We start from the raw sequence: 20,970 nt of genomic DNA, 5'->3' as shown, positions 1-20,970 counted from the left end.
CGGTTCGAATTGGAGATTGACATAGCGCGGAAAGAGGACCATATCAAGAGGAAATCGAACCGAGCGGTTCGAAATATTTTTCAAGGAACGACTTCCATGGTCGACACGACAGCCGATAGCGATCTGCTCGACTTGCGCAAGGGCCGCCCGGCGGCCGGGCAGGATCCCGTAAAACGGGCCCAGATCATCGAGGGCGCCCGCCGCGTCTTTATAGACAAGGGCTTTGAAGCGGCTTCGATGAACGACATCACGCGCGAGGCCGGCGTCTCCAAGGGGACGATCTACGTCTATTTTCAAAACAAGGAAGAGCTGTTCGAAGCGCTCATCGAGGAAGAGCGCGGCACCATCTTCAAGAACATGTATGAGGTGCTCGACCATTTCGACGACCTGCGCAAGACGCTGGTGAAGTTCGGCACCGTGCTTTCGCTGAAGATCACCTCGGCCAAGGTCATCCAGGCCCAGCGCACCGTGGTCGGCGCGGCCGATCGGATTCCGGAGCTTGGCGCGCGCTTCTACGAACGCGGCCCCAAGCGCGGCCACGACAAGGTCATGGCCTTCCTCAACGAAGCCGTCGAACGCGGCCTGCTTCAGATCGCCGACGTCGACCTTGCCGCCTACCAGTTCACCGAGCTTTGCCTCGCCGGCCTGTTTCGCCAGTGCATCTTTTCCTATCGCACCAAAGCGCCGAGCCAGGCGGAGATCGAGCACGTCGTGACCTCCGGCGTCGAAGTGTTTCTCAAGGCCTATGCCACGGAAAAATTCTTCGCCGAGGAACGGGCGTTGCAATCGGCCTGACCGTTCGGGCATGCGGATTCCAGAGCGCAAAGGGCGAAGCTGAAGGGGTCGCGAGGCGTCGCCGCGAAATCCATCGGTGCGGTCTGCCTCGACCGCGAAGACCGGCCTGAAGACCCCCCTCTCAAAATATCGATCGGCTTCGTCCGGCAGGCGCTTTCGGAAGAACCTGTTAACCATCGCTTCCTATGTCTCGGGAGACGTTCAATCGGCGAGTCTCGAGTATGACATCCATGCGTTTCCCCCGTGCCAATCATCCCGGCGCCTCAGCCCACGACAGCGACGACGAACATCGCAATCCGCGGGAAACCGGGCGCCATGGCGCGGTCCCGCAAGCAGGGCAGGTCGTGCCGCTGCGAGTCCTGCCCGGGGCCGAATCGACCGCCGCTCGTAGTGCATCCGAATCGGCCGGCGACTCGGCCGGCGACGATTTCGGCCTCCCCGCCTGGCAGAACTATTTCTTCCTTGCGCCCAATGTGCGTTTCACGCGCACGCCGGACACCGACCTCGCCAGGCGGGCCGCTCCGCCGGAGGATGCCGCTCAGGGCAAGGCATCCGCCACCGAGCCCGTCCGGCCTGCGCCTCCGGCTCCGCCGCCAGCCGCTCCGGTCCGGAAAAGTTCCGCCGCTCCCGCCTCGGCGCCGATGCAAACCAGGCCGGCCCGCGCACCAGCCACTGTTGCCCCTGCCATCGTCCCGGCCGCAGCGGCCGCGCCGAGCCAGGCTGCTGCTCCGACACCAAAACCGCGCCTGAGCGGATTGCGCTGGTCCTATCTTTCCGATCATGCCTTTTTCGAGTTCGGCATGCCTTTCCTGGCCGAGCGCCTGGCGCGGGCGCGTCTGAACGAGACGGGGCAGGCGCCTGCCGTTCCGGCGCAGCCATTGATGCAGCCGGTGCCGGCGCAGCGTCCGGCCGCGCAACCCGTCCAGCCCCGTGCCGCCTTCCCGGGCGAGGCGACGTCATTTTACCGGGTCATCGAATGGCGCTCCAATACGGCGGAGGCAAGTCCGATCTGGGCGCCCGTGCCAGCTCCGGCGGCGGCCCAACCGGCGCCTGCCAAGCCCATGCCGATCTCCGCCCCGGCAAGCGCCAGGAAAGCCAGGCAGGCAGCATCGTTGCCCATGGCCGGCGAGGTCGAGCCGCTATCCGCGATGGGCGGCTACGAGCTTCCTTCGGAAGAGCTCTTGCAGATGCCGCCCGAGGGCCAGGGCTTCTACATGTCGCAGGAGCGGATGGAGCAGAATGCCGATCTGCTCGAAAGCGTGCTGGAGGATTTCGGCGTCAAGGGCGAGATCATCCATGTCCGGCCGGGGCCGGTCGTCACGCTCTACGAGTTCGAGCCGGCGCCGGGTGTGAAATCCAGCCGCGTCATCGGGCTCGCCGACGATATCGCCCGCTCCATGTCGGCTGTATCGGCGCGTGTCGCCGTGGTGCCGGGCCGCAATGTCATCGGCATCGAGCTGCCCAACGAGACGCGCGAGACCGTCTATTTCCGCGAGCTGATCGGCTCGGCCGGCTTCCGCAATACCTCCTGCAAGCTGGCGCTCGGCCTCGGCAAGACGATCGGCGGCGAACCGGTCATCGCCGAGCTCGCCAAAATGCCGCATCTCTTGGTGGCGGGCACCACCGGCTCCGGCAAGTCGGTCGCCATCAACACCATGATCCTGTCACTGCTCTTCAGGATGAAGCCGCAGGAATGCCGTCTCATCATGGTCGACCCCAAGATGCTGGAGCTCTCCGTCTATGACGGCATCCCGCATCTTCTGACGCCGGTCGTCACCGATCCCAAGAAGGCCGTCACGGCGCTGAAATGGGCGGTGCGTGAGATGGAGGACCGCTACCGCAAGATGGCGCGCCTCGGCGTGCGCAACATCGACGGCTACAACCAGCGCGCGGCAGGCGCCCGCGACAAGGGCGAGGTCGTGACCATGCAGGTGCAGGCCGGCTTCGAGAGGGGCACCGGCGAGCCGCTGTTCGAGGAGCGCGCGATCGACCTCGCGCCGATGCCCTACATCGTCATCATCGTCGACGAGATGGCCGACCTGATGATGGTGGCCGGCAAGGAGATCGAAGGCGCCATCCAGCGGCTGGCGCAGATGGCGCGCGCCGCCGGAATCCACTTGATCATGGCGACGCAACGCCCATCCGTCGACGTCATCACCGGCACCATCAAGGCCAATTTCCCCACCCGCATCTCCTTCCAGGTGACGTCGAAGATCGACAGCCGCACCATCCTCGGCGAACAGGGCGCCGAGCAGCTGCTTGGCCAGGGCGACATGCTGCATATGGCCGGCGGCGGGCGCATTTCGCGCGTGCATGGCCCCTTCGTTTCCGATGTCGAGGTCGAGCATGTCGTGGCGCATCTGAAAGCGCAGGGACGTCCCGAATATCTCGACACCGTCACCGCGGACGAGGAAGAGGAACAGGAAGCGGCCGACACAGGCCCGGTCTTCGACAAAAGCGCGATGGCCGAGGAGGATGGCGACGCGCTCTATGAGGAAGCCGTCAAGGTGGTCAAGCGCGACAAGAAGTGCTCGACCTCCTACATCCAGCGCCGCCTCGGCGTCGGCTACAATCGCGCCGCCTCGCTGGTCGAGCGCATGGAGAAGGAAGGCCTGGTCGGCGCTCCCAACCATGTCGGCAAGCGCGAGATCCTCAGCGGCCGGCGCGATCGCGAGCCGGAACGCGACGAGATGGATTGATCCTGAGGGATCGGTCCCCTGGCGGGCGGCGTCAGCCGCCGTTCGCTACCAGGGCGATGGCGGCGCGCAGCTCGTCCAAGCCCTCGGCTTTTTCCGAGGAGGTGGCCAGCACCAGTGGAAACGCCGCGGGCCGCTTCTTGATCTTGGCCAGCGTCTCCTCGATCAGCCTCGGCACGCCCGCGGCCTTGATCTTGTCGGTCTTGGTCAGCACCACCTGGTAGGATACTGCCGCCTTGTCGAGCAGGGTCAGCACTTCCTCGTCCTTGGCCTTGATGCCATGGCGCGCGTCGATCAGCACATAGACGCGCTTCAGCGTCACGCGGCCCTGCAGATACTCGTAGATCAGCTTGGTCCACTCATCGACCTTGTCCTTCGGCGCGCTGGCATAGCCGTAGCCCGGCATGTCGACCAACGCCATCGGCGGCAGGTCGGCGCCCTCGCCGGAAAAGCCGTCGGGCACGAAATAGTTGAGCTCCTGCGTGCGGCCCGGCGTGTTCGAGGTGCGCGCCAGGCCCTTATGCCCGACCAGCGCGTTGATCAGCGACGACTTGCCGACATTGGAACGGCCGGCGAAGGCGATCTCCGGCGGCCCTTCCGGCGGCAGGAACTTCATCGACGGCACGCCGCGGATGAAGACCCAGCCACGGGTGAACAGCTCCGGGCTGATCGCCGTTTCGTTCGGCGTTTTGACGTTTGTCATTTTTTCGGGCGCGCTCAAACCGCCGCCTCCAGCCTGGAAATGTCGGCGCCGCGGATGGCGTTGAGGTTGCGGCTGATCTTGTCGACCGGCCAGTCCCACCAGGCTGCCTTGAGCAGCCGCCGCACCGTGAACTCGTCGAAGCGCATCTTCACCACCTTGGCCGCATTGCCGGCCACGATCGCATAAGGCGGCACGTCGTGCGTGACAACCGATTTCGCCGCGACAATGGCGCCGTCGCCCACCGTCACGCCCGGCATGATCACCGCATCCATGCCGATCCACACGTCATTGCGGATCGTGGTGTCGCCGCGGATCTCCTTCGACCAGGTCTGCGGGTCGAAGCCTTCCTCCCAGCCATGGCCGAAGATGTTGAACGGATAGGTCGAGAAGCCCGACATGGCGTGGTTGGCGCCGTTCATGATGAAACGCGCGCCTTCGGCTATGGCGCAGAACTTGCCGATGATCAGCTTGTCGCCAATGAAGTCGTAGTGATGCAACACGCATTTCTCGGCGAATTTGTCGGGACCGTCGGGGTCGTCGTAATAGGTGAAGTCGCCGATCTCGATGTTGGTCGACGTCACCAGTCCCTTCAGGAAACCGACGCGCGGATGCATCGCAATCGGATGCTTGACGTTGGGATTGGGTCCGGTCATCGCGGTCCTTTGCGGGCGGGTTTGGGCGCGGTCGGCGCGCGCGGTCAAACTAACGCGATCCTTCGACGGGACCAACCGTTCAATGGCTGCCGCGACAGATCGCGATCGGATTGGAAAGGGCGCTGTCTCCAACGTCAGCGCGAATAGCGCCCGATCAACCCACCGCCACTTTCAGCCACAGCGCCTTTTCGCCGAGCGTCGCGACCAGCCCGGCATGCGCCGCCCGATCCGTTTCACTGAGCCGCGGCGGCAGGGCGATCGGCCGGGCGCCGATCGAGATGTCGATATCGGCCACCTCGCCGGCGCCATTCATGTGCACCGCCACGGACTCCAGCACCAGCGCCGCCTGCTTGCCGCCGATGAGCTCGATATAGACCTCTGCCAGCAATTCGGAGTCGAGCAGCGCGCCGTGCTTGGTGCGGCGGGTGTTGTCGATGCCGTAGCGCCGGCAGAGCGCGTCGAGCGAGTTCGGTCCCATCGGATGCTTGCGGCGCGCCAGCGCCAGCGTGTCGACCACGCGGCCGGGATCGATGGCAGCTTGCTCAAGCCGGCTGAATTCTAGATTGAGGAAGCCGATATCGAAGGTTGCGTTGTGGGCGATCAGCCGGGCGCCGTCGGTGAAGTCGAGCCATTCCTGCGCGATTTCGGCGAAGGTCGGCTTGCCGACCAGGTCGGCGGCGCTGATGCCGTGCACGGCCTGCGCCTCGGCATGGATCGCGCGCCCCTGCGGATTGATGAATTTGTGGAAGGTGCGGCCGGTCGGGAAGCGGTTGACCAGCTCGACGCCGCCAAGCTCGATGATGCGGTCGTCGCGCAAATCGAGGCCGGTGGTTTCCGTATCGAAGATGATCTCACGCATTCGAATCAGTTCGCTTCCCAAACGAGCAGAATCATACACCAGAACAAAATGGCAATGGAGACTGGCGAAGGCCTAACGCCTGACCTCCGAAAATCGGAATCGATTTTGGGAAAAGGTTCATGCGCAAAATCAAAGCGTTACAGCGTCCTTTGCGCGTCCGAACGGGCGCGGCGCTGTAATGTCAGGAGCCGGCTTAGCCGGACTTTTCCCCTGAGAGTTCGGCGACGATCGCCTCGACCCTCTTTCGCGCGGCGTCGAAGCCATGGCCGGTATCGATGATGAAATCGGCCTGGCGGCGCTTTTCGGCGTCGGGCACCTGCCTGGCGAGGATGGATGAAAACTTCTCCTCGCTCATGCCCGGCCTGGCGAGCACGCGCTCGCGCTGGATTTCGGGCGACGCGGTGACGACCACGACCTTGTCGACACGGTTGCGGCCGCCGGTTTCGAACAGCAGCGGGATGTCGAGCACGGCAAGCCGCGCGCCAGCGGCGCGATGCTTTGCGAGAAACACATCGGCGTCGGCGCGCACCAGCGGGTGAATGATTGCCTCGAGCCGCTTCAGCGCGGCCGGATCGGCGAGCACTTTTTCGGCGAGCTTGACCCGGTCGACCGCGCCCACCTGCGTCGTGCCCGGAAAAGCCGCCTCGACCAGAGGGGCGGCCTTGCCGGAATAAAGGCGATGCACGGTCTCGTCGGAATCATGCACCGGCACGCCGGCCTCGGCGAACATTTTCGCCGTGGTGGACTTGCCCATGCCGATCGATCCGGTGAGGCCAAGCACGATCATCAACGGCCCTCGATGTCGGCGACGATCATGCGCCGCAATTCGGGCGTCACTTCGGGTTTCCTGCCGAACCAGCGTTCGAACCCTGGCACGGCCTGATGCAGCAGCATGCCGAGACCATCGACCGTCTTCAGGCCGCGCGCCCTAGCGGCGGCAAGCAAGGGCGTTTCCAACGGCACATAGACAATGTCGGTGACGATGGCATGGTCCGGCAAGCCGGCCGGATCGGCGGAGAGCGTGGCGTCACCATGCATGCCGAGCGAGGTGGTGTTGATCAGCAGGCCGGCATCGGCAAGCAGCTCACTGAGCGCGCCTGCGCCATGCGCCGAGACCCCGGCACCGAAATGGCGGCTGAGTTCCTCGGCTCTCGCGAGCGTCCGATTGGCGATGCGGATATCCTTGACGCCACGCTCCTTCAGCGCGTGGATGACCGCGCGGGAGGCGCCGCCGGCGCCCAGAACCACGGCCGGCCCATTGGCCGCCCAGCCCGGCGCATGCTCATCGAGGTTGGCGGCGAAACCGTAGCCGTCCGTGTTGCCGCCACACAGAATGCCATCCTCGAACCACAACGTGTTGACCGCGCCGATTTCATCGGCCGCATGGTCTCGGCGGGCGACGCCGGCGAAGGCCGCCTCCTTGTGCGGAATGGTGACGTTGCCGCCGCGGTAGCCGTTCTCGCCGAGAGATTTCAGAAAGGCGGCGAAATCCGCCGGCGCGACGTCGATCGCTTCATAGCTGCCGTCGATGCCGTATTTGGCCAGCCAGTAGCCGTGGATTTTCGGAGAGCGCGAATGGGCGATCGGATGTCCGGTGACGAAGGCCTTTTTCTCAGCCATCGATGGCTCCCAATGCGCGCAACTCCTTCAGCAGCGGCAGCAGCGGCAGGCCGACGATGGTGAAATAGTCGCCCTCGATCTTCTCGAACAGCTGGATGCCTTCACTCTCGATCTGATAGGCGCCGACGCTGGAAAGCGCCTTGGCGCCGACGCGGGCCAGGTGCCGGCCGATGAAGCCGGGGTCGAGCTTGCGCATGGTGAGGCTCACGACGCCGACATGGCGCCACAGCACTGCGCCGTCGCGGCAAAGCACCGCGGCGCTGTTCAACTGATGCGTCTTGCCGGACAAGGCCAGGAGATGGCGGCGGGCGCCTTCCATGTCGGCGGGCTTATGAAAAATCTCGTCGCCCAGCGACAGGGTTTGGTCGCAGCCGAGCACCAGGGCGCCCGGCTTGCGCTCGCTGACCTCGGTCGCCTTGGCCTCGGCCAGGATCGACGCGACGTCCTCGGGCGAAGCGCCGCTGTCCTTCAGCGGAGCCTCGAGCGCACGCTCGTCGACATTTGCCGGCACCGCCTCGATGTCGAGGCCGGCGCTGACGAGCATCGCCTTCCTGTACGGGCTGCCCGAAGCGAGGATGATTTTCTCGGCCATGATGTACTACCTGATTAGTTCCTTCACGCTGCTGATCCGGCAAGTTGAAGGCGAAGCCCTTACGAACTTCGTCATCCTAGGGCGGAGCAGGAGCGAAGCTCCGTCGCGGAGACCCTAGGATCCATTCCGTTCCCTCGCTCGAAGAGCGCAGCGGAGCAGAATTCTGCACCGTCGCAACACTTTGGCGTCCCGGCATGAATCCTAGGGTCTACGCTGCGTCGCTCCGCTCCTTGCTCCGCCCTAGGATGACGAAGCGATGGAGGTTTCGGCCAATCTCCGAGACATGGGATCCGTCGTGACTTTTCGATCTATTCGGCGGCGGCGGCAGGTCCACCTTCATCCGGCTTAGTCTCCGTTAGCGCGTCTTGCCCCGCAGGGCAACGATAGCCGCGGCCGTTTCCTCAATGGAGCGGCGGCTAACATCGATCATCGGCCAGCCATGCCGCGTGCAAAGCTGGCGGGCATAGGCGAGCTCCTCGTTGATCGCGGCGCGGTCGACATAGTCGGTCGGCACGAAGGCGGCGCTGTTGCCGAGGATGCGGTTTTGCCTCACATGCGAGATGCGCTCGGCCGTGGCGACCAGGCCGACGACCAAAGGCGTCTTGGCGGCGATCAGGCTTTCCGGCAGCGGCACCCCGAGCACGATCGGGATGTTGGCGGTCTTGATGCCGCGATTGGCGAGATAAATGCTGGTCGGCGTCTTCGAGGTGCGCGAAATGCCGATCAGCACGATGTCGGCATCGTCCATATTGGCCGGCAGCTGGCCGTCGTCATGTTCCATGGTGAAGTTCAAAGCATCGATGCGGCGGAAATATTCGGCGTCGAGCACGTGCTGGGCGCCGACGCGGCGACCGGCCGGCGTGCCGAGATAGGACTGGAAGACGGTCAGCACCGGTTCCAGCACCGAGACGCAAGGCAGGCCCATGGCAGCGCAGCGCTCATCGATCGAGCGCGCCAGCTTCTGGTCGACCACCGTATAGAGGATGATGCCGGGCTCCTCCTCGATGTCCTCGAAGACCTTGGCTATCTGCTTTTCCGTGCGGATCAGCGGATAGATGTGCTCGATGGCGCGCGCATCCTTGTATTGCGCGGACGCCGCGCGGCCGGCCGCCAGCAGCGTCTCGCCGGTGGCGTCGGAGATTAGATGCAGATGGAAGAAGCTCTGAGGTTTGTTCACAGGGAATGGGTCCAGGCTGTGGGCAATTGTGGACAAGGCTGGATGGGCAAGCCTTGGGCAAGGAGGCGACTGTATCAGATGGCCGCTTGTCCACAATTCGACCCGCTGTAGGCTTTGTCGCGGCGCTGGGGACAAAACCGGGGATCAAGTTTTCTTGGCCGATCTCATCCACAGGGCGAGGTTCGGACCGGTAAGTCCAAGCTTTTGACTCCAAAGCTGGAATCCGCTTCGTCCCCAGAGCCCTCCAAATTGCGAAAGCGAGTACGCGACAATATGCTGACTGGCCTTTTCGAGCCGCAGGCTGGACAGGTCGCAACCATCACAACCAACAGACTCTTAGAATCAGAAGACTCTTTTAAAATAGATATTTGATTTAAGAGGAGCGCGCATGACCCCGAACCAGAGGTTCGGAAAGGATCATGCGCTAAATGAAAGCGCTACAGCGTCCTTTGCGCGTCTAAGGACGCGCGGCGCTGTAGAGAGGGCAGCGCAGGATGGCTGGGAAACGGATCGTGCTCGACGTCCTCAAGGGCGAGACGGTTTCACCGCCGCCGCTCTGGATGATGCGTCAGGCGGGCCGCTATCTTCCGGAGTATCGCGAGACCAGGAAGCGAGCGGGATCCTTCCTCGATCTCTGCTACGATCCGGACCTTGCCGTCGAGGTAACGCTGCAGCCGATCGAGCGCTTCGGCTTCGACGCCTCGATCCTGTTCTCCGACATTCTCGTCGTGCCCAATGCCCTGGGCCGGGACGTCCGCTTCGAGGAGGGCCGCGGACCGGTCCTGAAGCCGATCTCGGCGGCCGAGATTGCGGCGCTGAACGGCGACATGTTTCACGTGAATCTCGAACCGGTCTACGAGACCGTGCGCCGGCTGCGGGCGAAACTGCCCGATGAGACGACGCTGCTCGGCTTCTGCGGCGCGCCATGGACGGTGGCGACCTATATGATCGCCGGCCACGGCACGCCCGACCAGGGCCCTGCCCGGCTATTCGCCTATCGCGAGCCCGAGGCCTTCGCGCGGCTTCTGAAGATATTGGCCGATCGTTCGGCCGCCTATCTCATCCGCCAGATCGAGGCCGGCGCCGATGCGGTGCAGATTTTCGATTCATGGTCGGGCGTGCTGGACGAGCCATCCTTCGAGGCCTTCTGCGTCGAGCCGGTGGCCGAGATTGTCGCCCAAGTGAAGGCGGTTCACCCCGATGTGCCGGTGATCGGTTTCCCGAAGGGCGCGGGCGAGCGCTATCGTGATTACAGGAGAAAGACCGGCATTGCCGGTCTCGGTCTCGACTGGACCGTGCCGCTGTCGATGGCGAAGGAGCTGCAGCGCGACGGAGCGGTGCAAGGCAATCTCGATCCGTTGCGCCTGGTCGCCGGCGGCAAGGCGCTCTCTGACGGCGTCGAGGCAATCCTGAGGACTTTGGGTGACGGGCCGCTGATCTTCAATCTCGGCCACGGCATCACGCCGGAAACGCCGGTGGCGCATGTCGAGGCGATGGTGAAAATGGTGAGAAGCCGGCAATGAGGGATGTAAGCAACGAGAACAGCGCGAGCAACGAGAACAGCACTGGCCAGGCGATGAAGCGCATGGCGATCGGCATTGCCCTGCTCGTCGTGCTGACGGCGCTGCTCTATCTCGCGGCACCTGACAGCTTCTATCCGTGGGCCAAGGCGATCCATGTGATTGCGGTTATTTCCTGGATGGCCGGCATGCTCTATTTGCCGCGTCTCTTCGTCTACCATGTCGATGCCGAAAGGGGCTCGGTGCAGTCCGAAACCTTCAAGGTGATGGAGCGCCGGCTGCTCAGAGGGATCATCAATCCGGCGATGACCGCGACCTGGGTGTTCGGGCTTTGGCTTGCCTGGAAAGGCTTTGGATTCCAGGGCGGCTGGCTGCACGCCAAGATCGCGCTGGTGCTCATTTTGTCGGGGCTGCATGGCTATCTCGCCGGCGCGGTCAGGAAATTTGCCGAGGACAAGAACGAAAAGCCGGCGAGGCACTGGCGGATCGTCAATGAGATCCCCACATTGCTGATGATCGTCATCGTCATCCTGGTCGTCGTGAAGCCGTTCTGAGGCTTTCCCGGATCCGGCCAGGCCCAGCAAAAGGCGGCTTGCTCTTTCAGTCGAGCGACGATACAAGACGGGTCTTCCTTCCCGTCATGCGCCGCCCCTTTTCTCGCTTTCGGCCGCGCCCGACATTTGTCGCATCCAGCCGATTTCCCTCTCCAAAGCCTACCCAGAGTCTATCTAATGCAAGAAATGAAACTCGCAGAGTTCAAGAACAAGAAGCCGCCGGAGCTGATCGCTTATGCCGAGACGCTCGAGGTGGAGAACGCCAGCGTCATGCGCAAGCAGGAGCTGATGTTCGCGATCCTGAAGAAGCTCGCCGCCCAGGACGTCGAGATCATCGGCGAAGGCGTGGTCGAGGTGCTGCAGGACGGTTTCGGCTTCCTGCGCTCAGCCAACGCAAACTACCTGCCGGGTCCCGACGACATCTATATCTCGCCGTCGCAAATAAGGCGCTTTTCGCTCAAGACCGGCGATACGGTCGAAGGACCGATCCGCAGCCCGAAAGAGGGCGAGCGCTATTTCGCGCTGCTCAAGGTCAACACCATCAATTTCGACGACCCGGAGAAGATCCGGCACAAAATCCACTTCGACAACCTGACGCCGCTCTATCCGACCAAGCGGCTGAAAATGGAGATCGACAATTCGACCTCCAAGGACATCTCGCCGCGCGTGATCGACCTGGTCGCGCCGATCGGCAAGGGCCAGCGCGCGCTGATCAACGCGCAGCCGCGCACCGGCAAGACGGTGCTGATGCAGAACATCGCCCATTCGATCACCGCCAACCATCCGGAATGCTATCTGATCGTGCTTCTGATCGACGAGCGCCCGGAGGAAGTCACCGACATGCAGCGTTCGGTGAAGGGCGAGGTGATCTCCTCGACCTTCGACGAGCCGGCAGCGCGCCACGTTCAGGTCGCCGAGATGGTGATCGAGAAGGCCAAGCGCCTGGTCGAGCATGGCCGCGACGTGGTCATCCTGCTGGATTCAATCACGCGTCTCGGCCGCGCCTACAACACCGTGGTGCCGTCATCCGGCAAGGTGCTGACCGGCGGTGTCGACGCCAACGCGCTGCAGCGCCCGAAGCGCTTCTTCGGCGCCGCCCGCAACATCGAGGAAGGCGGCTCGCTGACCATCATCGCCACCGCGCTGATCGATACGGGCAGCCGCATGGACGAAGTCATCTTCGAAGAGTTCAAGGGTACCGGCAACTGCGAAATCCAGCTCGACCGCAAGGTGGCCGACAAGCGCATCTACCCGGCGATGGACATCCTCAAGTCGGGCACCCGCAAGGAAGACCTGCTTGTGCCGCGCGCGGACCTGCAGAAGATCTTCGTGCTGCGCCGCATCCTCGCGCCGATGGGCACGACCGACGCGATCGAGTTCCTCATCGACAAGCTCAAGCAGACCAAGACCAACGCGGACTTCTTCGATTCGATGAATACGTGATTGGGGCGATGCCCTTCTCCTTCTCCCCTTGTGGGAGAAGGTGGATCGGCGCGTTGGCGCCGAGACGGATGAGGGGTGCTCCAGCGGAGTGAGACGCTGGCTTTCCCTGGAGCACCCCTCATCCGTCGCCTTCGGCGACACCTTCTCCCACAAGGGGAGAAGGGAAAGGCGCTATCGCCGCAGCAACTTCTCCAACTCGCCCGCATCCGTCACCACCGGCAGACACACTTGTCCGCTGCAGAACCAGGCGCCCGCCTTGTCCGTCGGCGGCAACACGCCGCCCGGCAGCGACGGTCGATTCGCTTCCGAACCGACCGGAACGACAATGTCGACCCGGCGCGGGTCCGGATACCGATTCGCAACCGGAACGAGGCTTGATGAATCCAGCTCGTCTACAATGACAAGCTTCAGCGGCTCGAGCGCCAGGGCACAGGCGTTGACGATGCCGGCCTGGCCGTAGGCCTGCTGCGAGGCGCGGCCCATTGCATGCTCGGCGGTCGTCCACGCCTTTTCCCAGAGAGCGAGGTCGCCGGTGAGCGATGACAGCCGCACCAGCGCCTCGACGATCTGGCTGGTGGCGGACGGGATTGCTTCATCCACATCACCGCGGATGCGGATCGGAACGTCGCCGCTGTCCGACGCCGTCAGCCAGTAGCCGCTCTTTTGTTCATCCAGGTGCCAGCGGTGGAGCTCGCCGATGAACTGCCGGGCGCGATCGGAATAGGCCGGATCGCCGGTCGCCTCGAACAGCGCGATCGCCGCGTTGGTCATGGCGGCATAATCGCTGGACAGCGCCGGGAAAAGCCTCTTCGCGCCTAGCATGGAATGCGGCAGCCGTCCGTCCTGGCCGGCCTCGACGATATGGCCGAAGGCTTTTGCGGCGGCGTCAATCCAGTTGCGCCGCCCAAGTGAACGGCCCGCCTCGGCGAGCGCCGCGATCATCAGCCCGTTCCAGTCGGTGAGCGCCTTGCCGTCGCGGCCCGGTCTGACCCGTCCTTCGCGGACGCCCAACAGCTTTGCCTTCAGAGACGCCAATTTCGCATAGTCGGCGATGCCTTGAGCTTGCTGGGCCTCGCTCTGGCGAATGATCGGCTTGCCTTCCCAGCCATGCGGCGCGGCGAGCTCGAAATACCGGAAGAAGGTCGACGTATCGTCGCCGAGCGCGGCTTCGACTTCGTCGCGGTTCCATGTGTAGAAAAGCCCCTCCTCGCCATCGCTGTCGGCATCGAGGCTGGCGGCGAAGGCGCCGCCTTCGACCAGCATCTCGCGCAGCAGCCAGCCGACGGTCTCTTCGATTCGTACCCGGAACAAGACGTTGCCGGTGGCCGCATGGGCCCAGTTGCATAGGCGGATGAGCTGGGCGTTGTCGTAAAGCATCTTCTCGAAATGCGGCACCAGCCATTCGGCGTCGGTGGAGTAGCGGCTGAGACCGCCGCCGACATGATCGTAGATGCCGCCGGCGAGCATTTTTTCGAGGCTGGCGAGCACCGCGTCGCGATGCGCGGCCTCGCCGTCACGCAGCCAGGACAGCCAAAGCGTGTGCATGAAGGGCGCGTTTGGGAATTTCGGCGCGCCCTTCAAGCCGCCGAGATCGCGATCGATCATGCCGCCGATGCGGGTGGCGAGATCGGCCAGCGTGCCGCGATCGAGCACCGCCTTGCCCGTCGCGCCGGCAAGCCGCTGCTCGACATGGGCGGTCAGCCCGTTGGCGCTTTCGGCGAGGCTCTGCTGCTTCTCGCGCCAGGCCTTGTCGACCGCTTCCAGCACCTGGATGAAGCCGGGTCTTCCGTAACGCGCCTCGCGCGGGAAATAGGTGCCGCCCCAGAAAGGCTTGCCGTCGGGCGTCAGAAACATGGTCAGCGGCCAGCCGCCCTGCTCGCCCATGGCGTGCAGCGCCGCCATATAGATCTGGTCGATGTCGGGCCGCTCTTCGCGATCGACCTTGATATTCACGTAGAGCCGGTTCATGACGGCGGCCACGGCGTCGTTCTCAAAACTTTCATGCGCCATGACATGGCACCAGTGGCAGGCGGCGTAACCGATGGAGAGCAGGATCGGCCGCCCGAGCTGCTTCGCTTCGGCAAGGGCCGCAGGCGACCAGCCGCGCCAATGGACAGGATTGTCGCTGTGCTGCTGCAGATAAGGGCTGGCCTCTTCGGCAAGCAGGTTTCGTGCGGGTAAGGTCACGATGGACGCTCTTTTTTGGGTCTGATGCATCAACGCTGAAGCATGATGCCGAAAAGTGTGAAGCGGATTTCGGCCGTGCTCTACCTTTCAATCTAGGCGGTTCGGCAGGTCCGGCAAATGGTTTCCCCAATGGCTTCGAAGGATTCGATCGTTGCGCTGTCGAGCGGCCGCTTGCCGGCAGGCATCGCCGTCATCCGAATTTCCGGCCCCAAAACTCGATTCGTGGTCGAAACGATAGCCGGATCCGTTAAGGATCGGTTTACCACGTTACGAAGGCTCCGGGCGGCGGACGGCTCGATCATCGATCACGGCCTCGTCCTGTTCTTTCCAGGTCCCGGCAGCTTCACCGGGGAGGACGTTGCCGAGTTCCAGGTCCATGGCAGCCGCGCCGTCGCGGCCAAGATGCTGGAGACGATCACCGGCTTCGAGGGCGTCAGGCACGCCGAGCCGGGCGAATTCACCCGGCGCGCCTTTCTCAACGGCAGGCTGGATCTGGTCGAGACGGAGGCATTGGCCGATCTGGTGAATGCCGAGACGGAGGCGCAACGCCGTTTCGCCCTGCGCAATGCCAAAGGCGCGCAAAGCGAACTCTATTCGAGCTGGCGCCGCCGGCTGATCCATGCGCGAGCCATGATCGAGGCGGAGATCGACTTCGCCGAGGAAGAGGATGTGCCGGGTTCCGTTTCGGAGGCGGTCTGGTTCGACGTGTCGGTAATGATCGGGGAAATCGATCGCCACATCGGAGGTTTCAAGGCTGCGGAGATCATTCGCGATGGTTTCGAAGTCGTGATCCTCGGCGCCCCGAATGCCGGCAAGTCCAGCCTGTTCAACGCCTTGGCGAAGCGCGAGGCTGCGATCGTCACCGACGAGCCGGGCACGACGCGCGATCTGCTCGAGGTGGTGATGGACCTTAACGGGCTGAAGGTGCGACTTGTCGACACGGCCGGGCTGCGGGAGGCCACGGGCAAGGTTGAGTCGATCGGCATCGAAAGAGCGCGGGCCAAAGCTGACGTGGCGGATCTCGTTCTGCTGCTGGAGGATATGGCTGATCCGGCGCCCGTTGGGGGTATTCCAGGTGGAGCTCCGGTGCTGAGGATCGGAACGAAGTCGGATATCGCCAATGTCGGCGCCGGGAAATATGACCTCGTGATTTCCTCCAAGAACGGCAGCGGTCTGGACCGCCTTCTGAACGAGATCGGGGCCCGCGCCGCCGCCGCGGTTGGCGAGATGGGTGACGTCCTGCCATCCCGGCTGCGTCATGTAGAGTTGCTCAACGAGGCAGTGGATTTCCTGCGGGCGGCACTGTCGGGCCAAAGCCAGGAGCTGCGCGCCGAGGAACTGCGGCTGGCGGCCGAGCGTCTTGGCCGGATTGTCGGCGCCGTCGACGTCGAGGATTTGCTCGACGTCATCTTTTCGCAATTCTGCATTGGTAAGTGATTCACGTGAAACACGGGCTTTTGCCTATCCCGCAATGATTCACGTGAAACGCCGCCGCCGCTGCCAGCTTCGCAGTGGTCCGGTGGGGATGGCAAAGCTCGCCATTCATTGTTTCACGTGAAACGAGTCCACCTCTCCTTGACACCAGCCGCCGTCGGGGACATCTGTCAACCCAATCTCTGAAAGCGGATTCTGGGAAAAATGACCAATCACTATGATGTGGTGGTGGTGGGCGGCGGCCATGCCGGATGCGAGGCGGCGAGTGCTGCCGCGCGCGCCGGCGCAAGGACCGCCCTGGTCACTCTGCGCTTCGAGACGATCGGCGTCATGTCCTGCAATCCGGCGATCGGCGGTCTCGGCAAGGGGCATCTGGTGCGCGAGATCGACGCCATGGATGGGCTCATGGGGCGCATCGCCGACGCCGCCGGCATCCAGTTCCGCCTGCTCAACCGCCGCAAGGGGCCGGCCGTGCGCGGGCCGCGCACCCAGGCCGACCGCAAGCTTTATCGCCTGGCAATGCAGGAAGCGATTCGGCAGCAGAACGATCTCGACGTGATCGAGGGCGAAGTCCTCGACCTTGAGATCGAAAACGGTAGCGTCGCAGCCGTGCTGGTTTCCGGCAATCGGCGGCTGGTCTGCGGCGCCGTCGTGCTGACCACCGGAACTTTCCTGCGCGGGCTGATCCATATCGGCGAAAGGAAGATCGTCGCCGGGCGGATGAACGAGCAGGCAAGTCTCGGCCTGTCGGCGACGATGGCGCGCGCGGGTTTCAAGCTCGGTCGCCTGAAGACCGGAACGCCCCCTCGCCTCGACGGCCGCACCATCGACTGGGCGTCGCTGGATACCCAAGCCGCCGACGAGGATCCAGTGCCGTTCTCGCTGATGACCGACGTGATCGCCAATCCGCAGATCCATTGCGGCATCACCCGGACCATGCCGGCGACGCATGAGCTGATCCGCGCCAATCTCGGTCGTTCGGCCATGTATTCCGGCTCGATCGAAGGCATCGGGCCGCGCTACTGTCCCTCGATCGAGGACAAGATCGTCAAGTTCGGCGACCGCGAGGGCCATCAGATCTTTCTCGAGCCCGAAGGCCTCGACGACGACACCGTCTATCCGAACGGCATCTCAACCTCGCTGCCGGAAGACGTGCAACTCGACATGCTGAAGACGATCCCCGGGCTGGAAAAGGCGACGATGCTGCAGCCGGGCTACGCGATCGAATATGACCATGTCGATCCGCGCGAGCTGAAGACGACGCTGGAGACGAAGCGGCTCGCCGGCCTGTTCCTGGCCGGGCAGATCAACGGCACGACCGGTTATGAAGAGGCCGGCGCGCAAGGCCTGCTCGCCGGCATCAACGCCGCGCGGGCGGCATCCGGCGATGAGCCGTTCGTGCTCAGCCGCACCGAGGCCTATATCGGTGTGATGGTCGATGACCTGACCAGCCGGGGCATCGCCGAGCCCTATCGCATGTTCACCTCGCGCGCGGAGTTCCGGTTGTCGCTGCGCGCCGACAATGCCGACGAGCGGCTGACGCCGTTGGCGGAAAAACTCGGCATCGCGTCAACGGAGCGGCTGCAGCGTTTTGGCGCGCTGGCGCAGAAGCTCGACGAAGCCCGCGCGCTGGCAAAGTCTGTGACGCTTACGCCGAATGAAGCGGCACGGCATGGGCTGGAGATCAACAAGGACGGCGTGCGCCGCTCGGCCTATGCGCTGTTGGCGCATCCGGGCGTCGACATGGCCTGGCTGAGAAGGGTCGAGCCGCGCTTTGCCGAACTGGACGCCAAGACGGCGGAGCGGCTCGAAACGGAGGCGAAATATTCAGTTTACCTCGATCGCCAGCAAGCCGACGCCGCACAGATCAGGCATGAGGAATCGCGGCTCATCCCTGAGGCGCTCGATTTCTCGGACGTTCCGGGACTTTCAAACGAGCTGAAGCAGAAGATGAACGCGCGCCAGCCGCGCTCGATCGCCGATGCGCAGCGCATGGAAGGCATGACACCCGCCGCGCTTGCCATCATTGTCGCGCATGTCCGCAACGCCGAGTTCGCAGCGCGAAGGGACGTGGCGTGAGCGCGGATGCCTGGGCGAGCCTGCAAAAGGCAGCGGGTCCGGTTTCACGTGAAACATTCGAGCGGCTGCTGGCGTTCGAACAGCTGTTCCTGAAATGGAACCGCAGCATCAATCTGGCGGCGCCGTCGACACTGGACGATGTGTGGCGCCGCCATATCCTGGACAGCGCCCAGCTTGCGCGAATCGCACCCACCGCGACGCGCTGGGTCGATCTCGGCTCAGGCGGCGGTTTTCCCGGCCTGGTGCTGGCTTTCCTGCTGGCGGAGCGCCCCGGCGCATCGATCGCCCTGGTCGAAAGCAATCGCAAAAAGGCGTCGTTCCTGCAATCCGTCATAGGCCAGTTCGGTTTGCCGGCGCGTGTCGTGGCCAGGCGCATCGATGACAGCTATGCGCTTGTTTCAACACCAGAAATCGTCACGGCCAGGGCGCTGGCGGCGCTTCCGGTCCTGCTCGACCTATCGGCGCCCTGGCTGACCAGCGGCGCACGCGCGCTCTTTCACAAAGGCCGGGATTACCGCGCCGAGGTGGAAGAAAGCACTCACCGCTGGGGCTTCGATCTGGTAGAACATTCGAGCATGACCGACGCCGAAGGCGTCATCCTCGACATCACCGAGTTGCGCCCAGCGAAACAGCAATGAATTACTGGCATAAATCCATGAAAACCGGACCGCGTATCATCACTGTCGCCAACCAGAAAGGCGGGGTCGGCAAGACGACGACGGCCATCAACCTGGCCACGGCGCTGGCCGCGATCGGCGAGCGCGTGCTGATCGTCGACCTCGACCCGCAGGGCAATGCCAGCACCGGCCTCGGCATCGACCGCAAGGATCGCACGGTTTCGTCCTATGACGTGCTGACTGGCGAGCTCGAGCTGGAGCAGGCCGCGGTGCCGACGGCGGTGCCCGGCCTCTCCATCATACCCTCGACTCTCGACCTTCTCGGCATCGAGATGGAAATCGCCTCGGCGCCCGACCGCGTGCTCAAGTTGCGCAATGCGCTGCGCGCTGCCTCCGAGCGCTCGGCCCCGTTCGGCTATGTGCTGATCGACTGCCCGCCCTCGCTCAACCTTTTGACTTTGAATTCAATGGCGGCGGCCGATTCCGTTCTCGTGCCGCTGCAATGCGAGTTCTTCGCGCTGGAAGGTCTCAGCCAGTTGCTGGAGACGGTCGAGCAGGTGCGCAATACCATCAATCCGGACCTCACCATCCAGGGTATCGTGCTCACCATGTATGACGGGCGCAACAACCTCGCCAACCAGGTGGTGCAGGATGTGCGCACCCATATGGGCGACAAGGTCTATGAGACGATCATCCCGCGCAATGTGCGCGTCTCCGAGGCGCCGTCCTACGGCAAGCCGGCGATCCTCTACGACCTGAAATGCACGGGCAGTCAGGCCTATCTGCAGCTCGCCTCCGAGGTGATCCGCCGCGAGCGCAAGCTGCGCGCCGCCTGAGCTACCATCATCGCGCGACGGCGTGGTTAATTAGTCGATTCGATTCCGAAACGATCTGGACAAACTCATGAGCGAAGACCAATCGAGAAAAAGACTGGGCCGTGGCCTCGCGGCGCTGATCGGCGAAATCGACCGTCCGGCGGCGCCCGAAAAGCCGGGCGCGGCGGTGGCGGCCGACGGCAAGGTGCCGATCGAGTTCGTCAGCCCGAACCCGAAGAATCCGCGCCGGCATTTCGGCGATGCCGAGCTCACCGATCTGGCCCAGTCGATCCGCGAGCACGGCGTGGTGCAGCCGGTCGTGGCGCGCCCCTCGCCGTCGCAGCCCGGCCGCTACGAGATCATCGCCGGCGAGCGGCGCTGGCGGGCGGCGCAGCGCGCCGGTCTGACCGAAATCCCGCTGATCGTGCGCGACGTCAACGACCGCACCGCGCTGGAGCTGGCGATCATCGAGAACGTCCAGCGCGCCGATCTCAATCCTGTCGAGGAGGCGCAAGGCTACCAGCAGCTTATCGACGAGCATGGCTACACGCAGGCCGATCTCGGCCAGGTGATCGGCAAGAGCCGCAGCCATGTCGCCAACACGCTGAGGCTGTTGAAGCTGCCCAACGTCATTCACGACATGCTGGTCGACGGCGATTTGTCGGCCGGCCACGCCCGAACGCTGGTCACCGCCGAAGACCCGGCCGGGCTCGCCAAGCGCATCGTCAAGGAAGGGCTTTCGGTGCGCCAGGCCGAAGCCTTGGCGCAAATGCCCGCCGGCCCGACGCCGGCCAAGGTGAAATCCCCCGCGAGCCCGCCCGAGAAGGACCCCGACACGCTGGCGCTCGAGAAACTGATGACCGATACGATCGGCATGATCGTGAGCATCGAGCACAAGGGCAAGGGCGGCACGCTCAAGGTCAGCTACCGCTCGCTGGAACAGCTCGACGAGCTCTGCCGGCGCCTGAAGGGCGAGCGGTAGGCGGCTGAGGCGTAATGGTATTCGGCTGTGGCTGAGGTTTTGGCTGAACGCTGGATACGCCTGATATATCGGTGATAAACATAAATGGGCTGGCGTTTGCCGGCCCTTTTTTGTTTGCGCGGTGCGCGGCTAAGATGCCGGGAACTGCGAATCCTTCCCTGCGAGAAGATGCCCCGGCAGGACAGAGGAGCGTGCTGTCCCGTCAACCTGTCCTTCGTCATTCTAGGGCGGAGCAAGGAGCGAA

At 63.9% G+C, this 20,970-nt stretch carries 18 protein-coding genes; 10 read left to right on the top strand and 8 right to left on the bottom strand.

Going from position 1 to position 20,970, the window contains the following annotated elements:
• Positions 1 to 96: 96 nt before the first annotated feature.
• A complete protein-coding gene (locus LB526_RS26245; RefSeq protein ID WP_095769503.1) occupies positions 97 to 795 on the top strand; it encodes a TetR/AcrR family transcriptional regulator in 699 nt (232 codons plus the stop codon).
• A gap of 230 nt (positions 796 to 1,025) precedes the next feature.
• A complete protein-coding gene (locus tag LB526_RS26240) occupies positions 1,026 to 3,494 on the top strand; it encodes a DNA translocase FtsK (RefSeq protein ID WP_224608997.1) in 2,469 nt (822 codons plus the stop codon).
• A gap of 31 nt (positions 3,495 to 3,525) precedes the next feature.
• Here the strand turns inward: LB526_RS26240 and yihA are convergent, their stop codons facing one another.
• From yihA to LB526_RS26205, 7 genes are all read right to left on the bottom strand, one after another.
• A complete protein-coding gene (gene yihA / locus LB526_RS26235) occupies positions 3,526 to 4,194 on the bottom strand; it encodes a ribosome biogenesis GTP-binding protein YihA/YsxC (protein ID WP_224608994.1) in 669 nt (222 codons plus the stop codon).
• A gap of 14 nt (positions 4,195 to 4,208) precedes the next feature.
• Positions 4,209 to 4,847 (bottom strand): CatB-related O-acetyltransferase, encoded by a 639-nt coding sequence (locus tag LB526_RS26230; RefSeq protein WP_224606718.1) that lies wholly within the window; start codon positions 4,845 to 4,847, stop codon positions 4,209 to 4,211.
• A gap of 154 nt (positions 4,848 to 5,001) precedes the next feature.
• Positions 5,002 to 5,706 (bottom strand): DNA polymerase III subunit epsilon, encoded by a 705-nt coding sequence (gene dnaQ / locus LB526_RS26225; protein ID WP_140546255.1) that lies wholly within the window; start codon positions 5,704 to 5,706, stop codon positions 5,002 to 5,004.
• A 193-nt stretch (positions 5,707 to 5,899) separates the two neighbouring features.
• Entirely contained in the window at positions 5,900 to 6,493 is a 594-nt protein-coding gene (gene coaE, locus LB526_RS26220) for a dephospho-CoA kinase (protein WP_224532436.1), read from the bottom strand.
• The gene (locus LB526_RS26215; RefSeq protein ID WP_224630296.1) at positions 6,493 to 7,326 is read right to left on the bottom strand and encodes a shikimate dehydrogenase; all 834 of its coding nucleotides are present in this window, start codon (positions 7,324 to 7,326) and stop codon (positions 6,493 to 6,495) included. The genes coaE and LB526_RS26215 overlap by 1 nt, the downstream gene beginning before the upstream one ends.
• Complete coding sequence (locus tag LB526_RS26210) at positions 7,319 to 7,918, bottom strand: Maf-like protein (RefSeq protein ID WP_224630295.1); 600 nt, start codon at positions 7,916 to 7,918, stop codon at positions 7,319 to 7,321. The genes LB526_RS26215 and LB526_RS26210 overlap by 8 nt, the downstream gene beginning before the upstream one ends.
• 355 nt (positions 7,919 to 8,273) lie before the next feature.
• Complete coding sequence (locus LB526_RS26205) at positions 8,274 to 9,095, bottom strand: pyruvate, water dikinase regulatory protein (RefSeq protein WP_095769510.1); 822 nt, start codon at positions 9,093 to 9,095, stop codon at positions 8,274 to 8,276.
• 494 nt (positions 9,096 to 9,589) lie between these two features.
• On the opposite strand from LB526_RS26205, the gene hemE reads away from it, so the two are divergent.
• The 3 genes from hemE (at position 9,590) to rho (ending at position 12,612) form a co-directional block, all read left to right on the top strand.
• Positions 9,590 to 10,618: a uroporphyrinogen decarboxylase gene (gene hemE / locus LB526_RS26200; RefSeq protein ID WP_224630294.1), complete on the top strand. Its 1,029-nt coding sequence runs from the start codon at positions 9,590 to 9,592 to the stop codon at positions 10,616 to 10,618.
• The gene (gene hemJ, locus LB526_RS26195; RefSeq protein ID WP_224630293.1) at positions 10,615 to 11,169 is read left to right on the top strand and encodes a protoporphyrinogen oxidase HemJ; all 555 of its coding nucleotides are present in this window, start codon (positions 10,615 to 10,617) and stop codon (positions 11,167 to 11,169) included. Before hemE ends, hemJ begins: the two co-directional genes overlap by 4 nt.
• A 177-nt stretch (positions 11,170 to 11,346) precedes the next feature.
• Positions 11,347 to 12,612, top strand: a complete 1,266-nt coding sequence (rho, locus tag LB526_RS26190) for a transcription termination factor Rho (protein ID WP_095769513.1) — start codon at positions 11,347 to 11,349, stop codon at positions 12,610 to 12,612.
• A 171-nt stretch (positions 12,613 to 12,783) separates the two neighbouring features.
• On the opposite strand, the gene LB526_RS26185 is transcribed toward rho, so the two are convergent.
• Positions 12,784 to 14,799, bottom strand: a complete 2,016-nt coding sequence (locus LB526_RS26185; protein WP_224630292.1) for a thioredoxin domain-containing protein — start codon at positions 14,797 to 14,799, stop codon at positions 12,784 to 12,786.
• A 129-nt stretch (positions 14,800 to 14,928) separates the two neighbouring features.
• Between LB526_RS26185 and mnmE the strand changes: the two genes are divergently transcribed.
• The 5 genes from mnmE (at position 14,929) to LB526_RS26160 (ending at position 20,726) form a co-directional block, all read left to right on the top strand.
• Positions 14,929 to 16,236 (top strand): tRNA uridine-5-carboxymethylaminomethyl(34) synthesis GTPase MnmE, encoded by a 1,308-nt coding sequence (gene mnmE, locus LB526_RS26180; protein ID WP_224630291.1) that lies wholly within the window; start codon positions 14,929 to 14,931, stop codon positions 16,234 to 16,236.
• Positions 16,237 to 16,437: 201 nt separating this feature from the next.
• Positions 16,438 to 18,312 (top strand): tRNA uridine-5-carboxymethylaminomethyl(34) synthesis enzyme MnmG, encoded by a 1,875-nt coding sequence (mnmG, locus tag LB526_RS26175; protein ID WP_224630290.1) that lies wholly within the window; start codon positions 16,438 to 16,440, stop codon positions 18,310 to 18,312.
• Positions 18,309 to 18,950, top strand: coding sequence for a 16S rRNA (guanine(527)-N(7))-methyltransferase RsmG (gene rsmG / locus LB526_RS26170; protein WP_224630289.1), 642 nt, complete (start codon positions 18,309 to 18,311; stop codon positions 18,948 to 18,950). Before mnmG ends, rsmG begins: the two co-directional genes overlap by 4 nt.
• Positions 18,951 to 18,967: 17 nt before the next feature.
• On the top strand, positions 18,968 to 19,765 hold the full coding sequence (locus LB526_RS26165; protein WP_224630288.1) for a ParA family protein: 798 nt from the start codon (positions 18,968 to 18,970) through the stop codon (positions 19,763 to 19,765).
• A 67-nt stretch (positions 19,766 to 19,832) separates the two neighbouring features.
• Positions 19,833 to 20,726 (top strand): ParB/RepB/Spo0J family partition protein, encoded by an 894-nt coding sequence (locus LB526_RS26160; protein ID WP_224630287.1) that lies wholly within the window; start codon positions 19,833 to 19,835, stop codon positions 20,724 to 20,726.
• The last annotated feature ends 244 nt before the right edge of the window (positions 20,727 to 20,970 follow it).

The organism is Mesorhizobium sp. CA6 (assembly GCF_020165035.1).
Taxonomy (GTDB): Bacteria; Pseudomonadota; Alphaproteobacteria; order Rhizobiales; family Rhizobiaceae; genus Mesorhizobium.
This window is presented reverse-complemented; position numbering and strand designations above follow the sequence as displayed.

Bases quoted from the DNA above. Each gene is read 5' to 3' on its own strand.
- hemE (WP_224630294.1), top strand. From the start codon at position 9,590: ATGGCTGGGAAACGGATCGTGCTCGACGTCCTCAAGGGCGAGACGGTT.
- LB526_RS26245 (WP_095769503.1), top strand. From the start codon at position 97: ATGGTCGACACGACAGCCGATAGCGATCTGCTCGACTTGCGCAAGGGC.
- rho (WP_095769513.1), top strand. From the start codon at position 11,347: ATGCAAGAAATGAAACTCGCAGAGTTCAAGAACAAGAAGCCGCCGGAG.
- mnmE (WP_224630291.1), top strand. From the start codon at position 14,929: ATGGCTTCGAAGGATTCGATCGTTGCGCTGTCGAGCGGCCGCTTGCCG.
- hemJ (WP_224630293.1), top strand. From the start codon at position 10,615: ATGAGGGATGTAAGCAACGAGAACAGCGCGAGCAACGAGAACAGCACT.
- coaE (WP_224532436.1), bottom strand. From the start codon at position 6,493: ATGATCGTGCTTGGCCTCACCGGATCGATCGGCATGGGCAAGTCCACC.
- LB526_RS26165 (WP_224630288.1), top strand. From the start codon at position 18,968: ATGAAAACCGGACCGCGTATCATCACTGTCGCCAACCAGAAAGGCGGG.
- LB526_RS26160 (WP_224630287.1), top strand. From the start codon at position 19,833: ATGAGCGAAGACCAATCGAGAAAAAGACTGGGCCGTGGCCTCGCGGCG.
- LB526_RS26215 (WP_224630296.1), bottom strand. From the start codon at position 7,326: ATGGCTGAGAAAAAGGCCTTCGTCACCGGACATCCGATCGCCCATTCG.
- LB526_RS26240 (WP_224608997.1), top strand. From the start codon at position 1,026: ATGCGTTTCCCCCGTGCCAATCATCCCGGCGCCTCAGCCCACGACAGC.
- mnmG (WP_224630290.1), top strand. From the start codon at position 16,438: ATGACCAATCACTATGATGTGGTGGTGGTGGGCGGCGGCCATGCCGGA.
- yihA (WP_224608994.1), bottom strand. From the start codon at position 4,194: ATGACAAACGTCAAAACGCCGAACGAAACGGCGATCAGCCCGGAGCTG.
- dnaQ (WP_140546255.1), bottom strand. From the start codon at position 5,706: ATGCGTGAGATCATCTTCGATACGGAAACCACCGGCCTCGATTTGCGC.
- LB526_RS26230 (WP_224606718.1), bottom strand. From the start codon at position 4,847: ATGACCGGACCCAATCCCAACGTCAAGCATCCGATTGCGATGCATCCG.
- LB526_RS26210 (WP_224630295.1), bottom strand. From the start codon at position 7,918: ATGGCCGAGAAAATCATCCTCGCTTCGGGCAGCCCGTACAGGAAGGCG.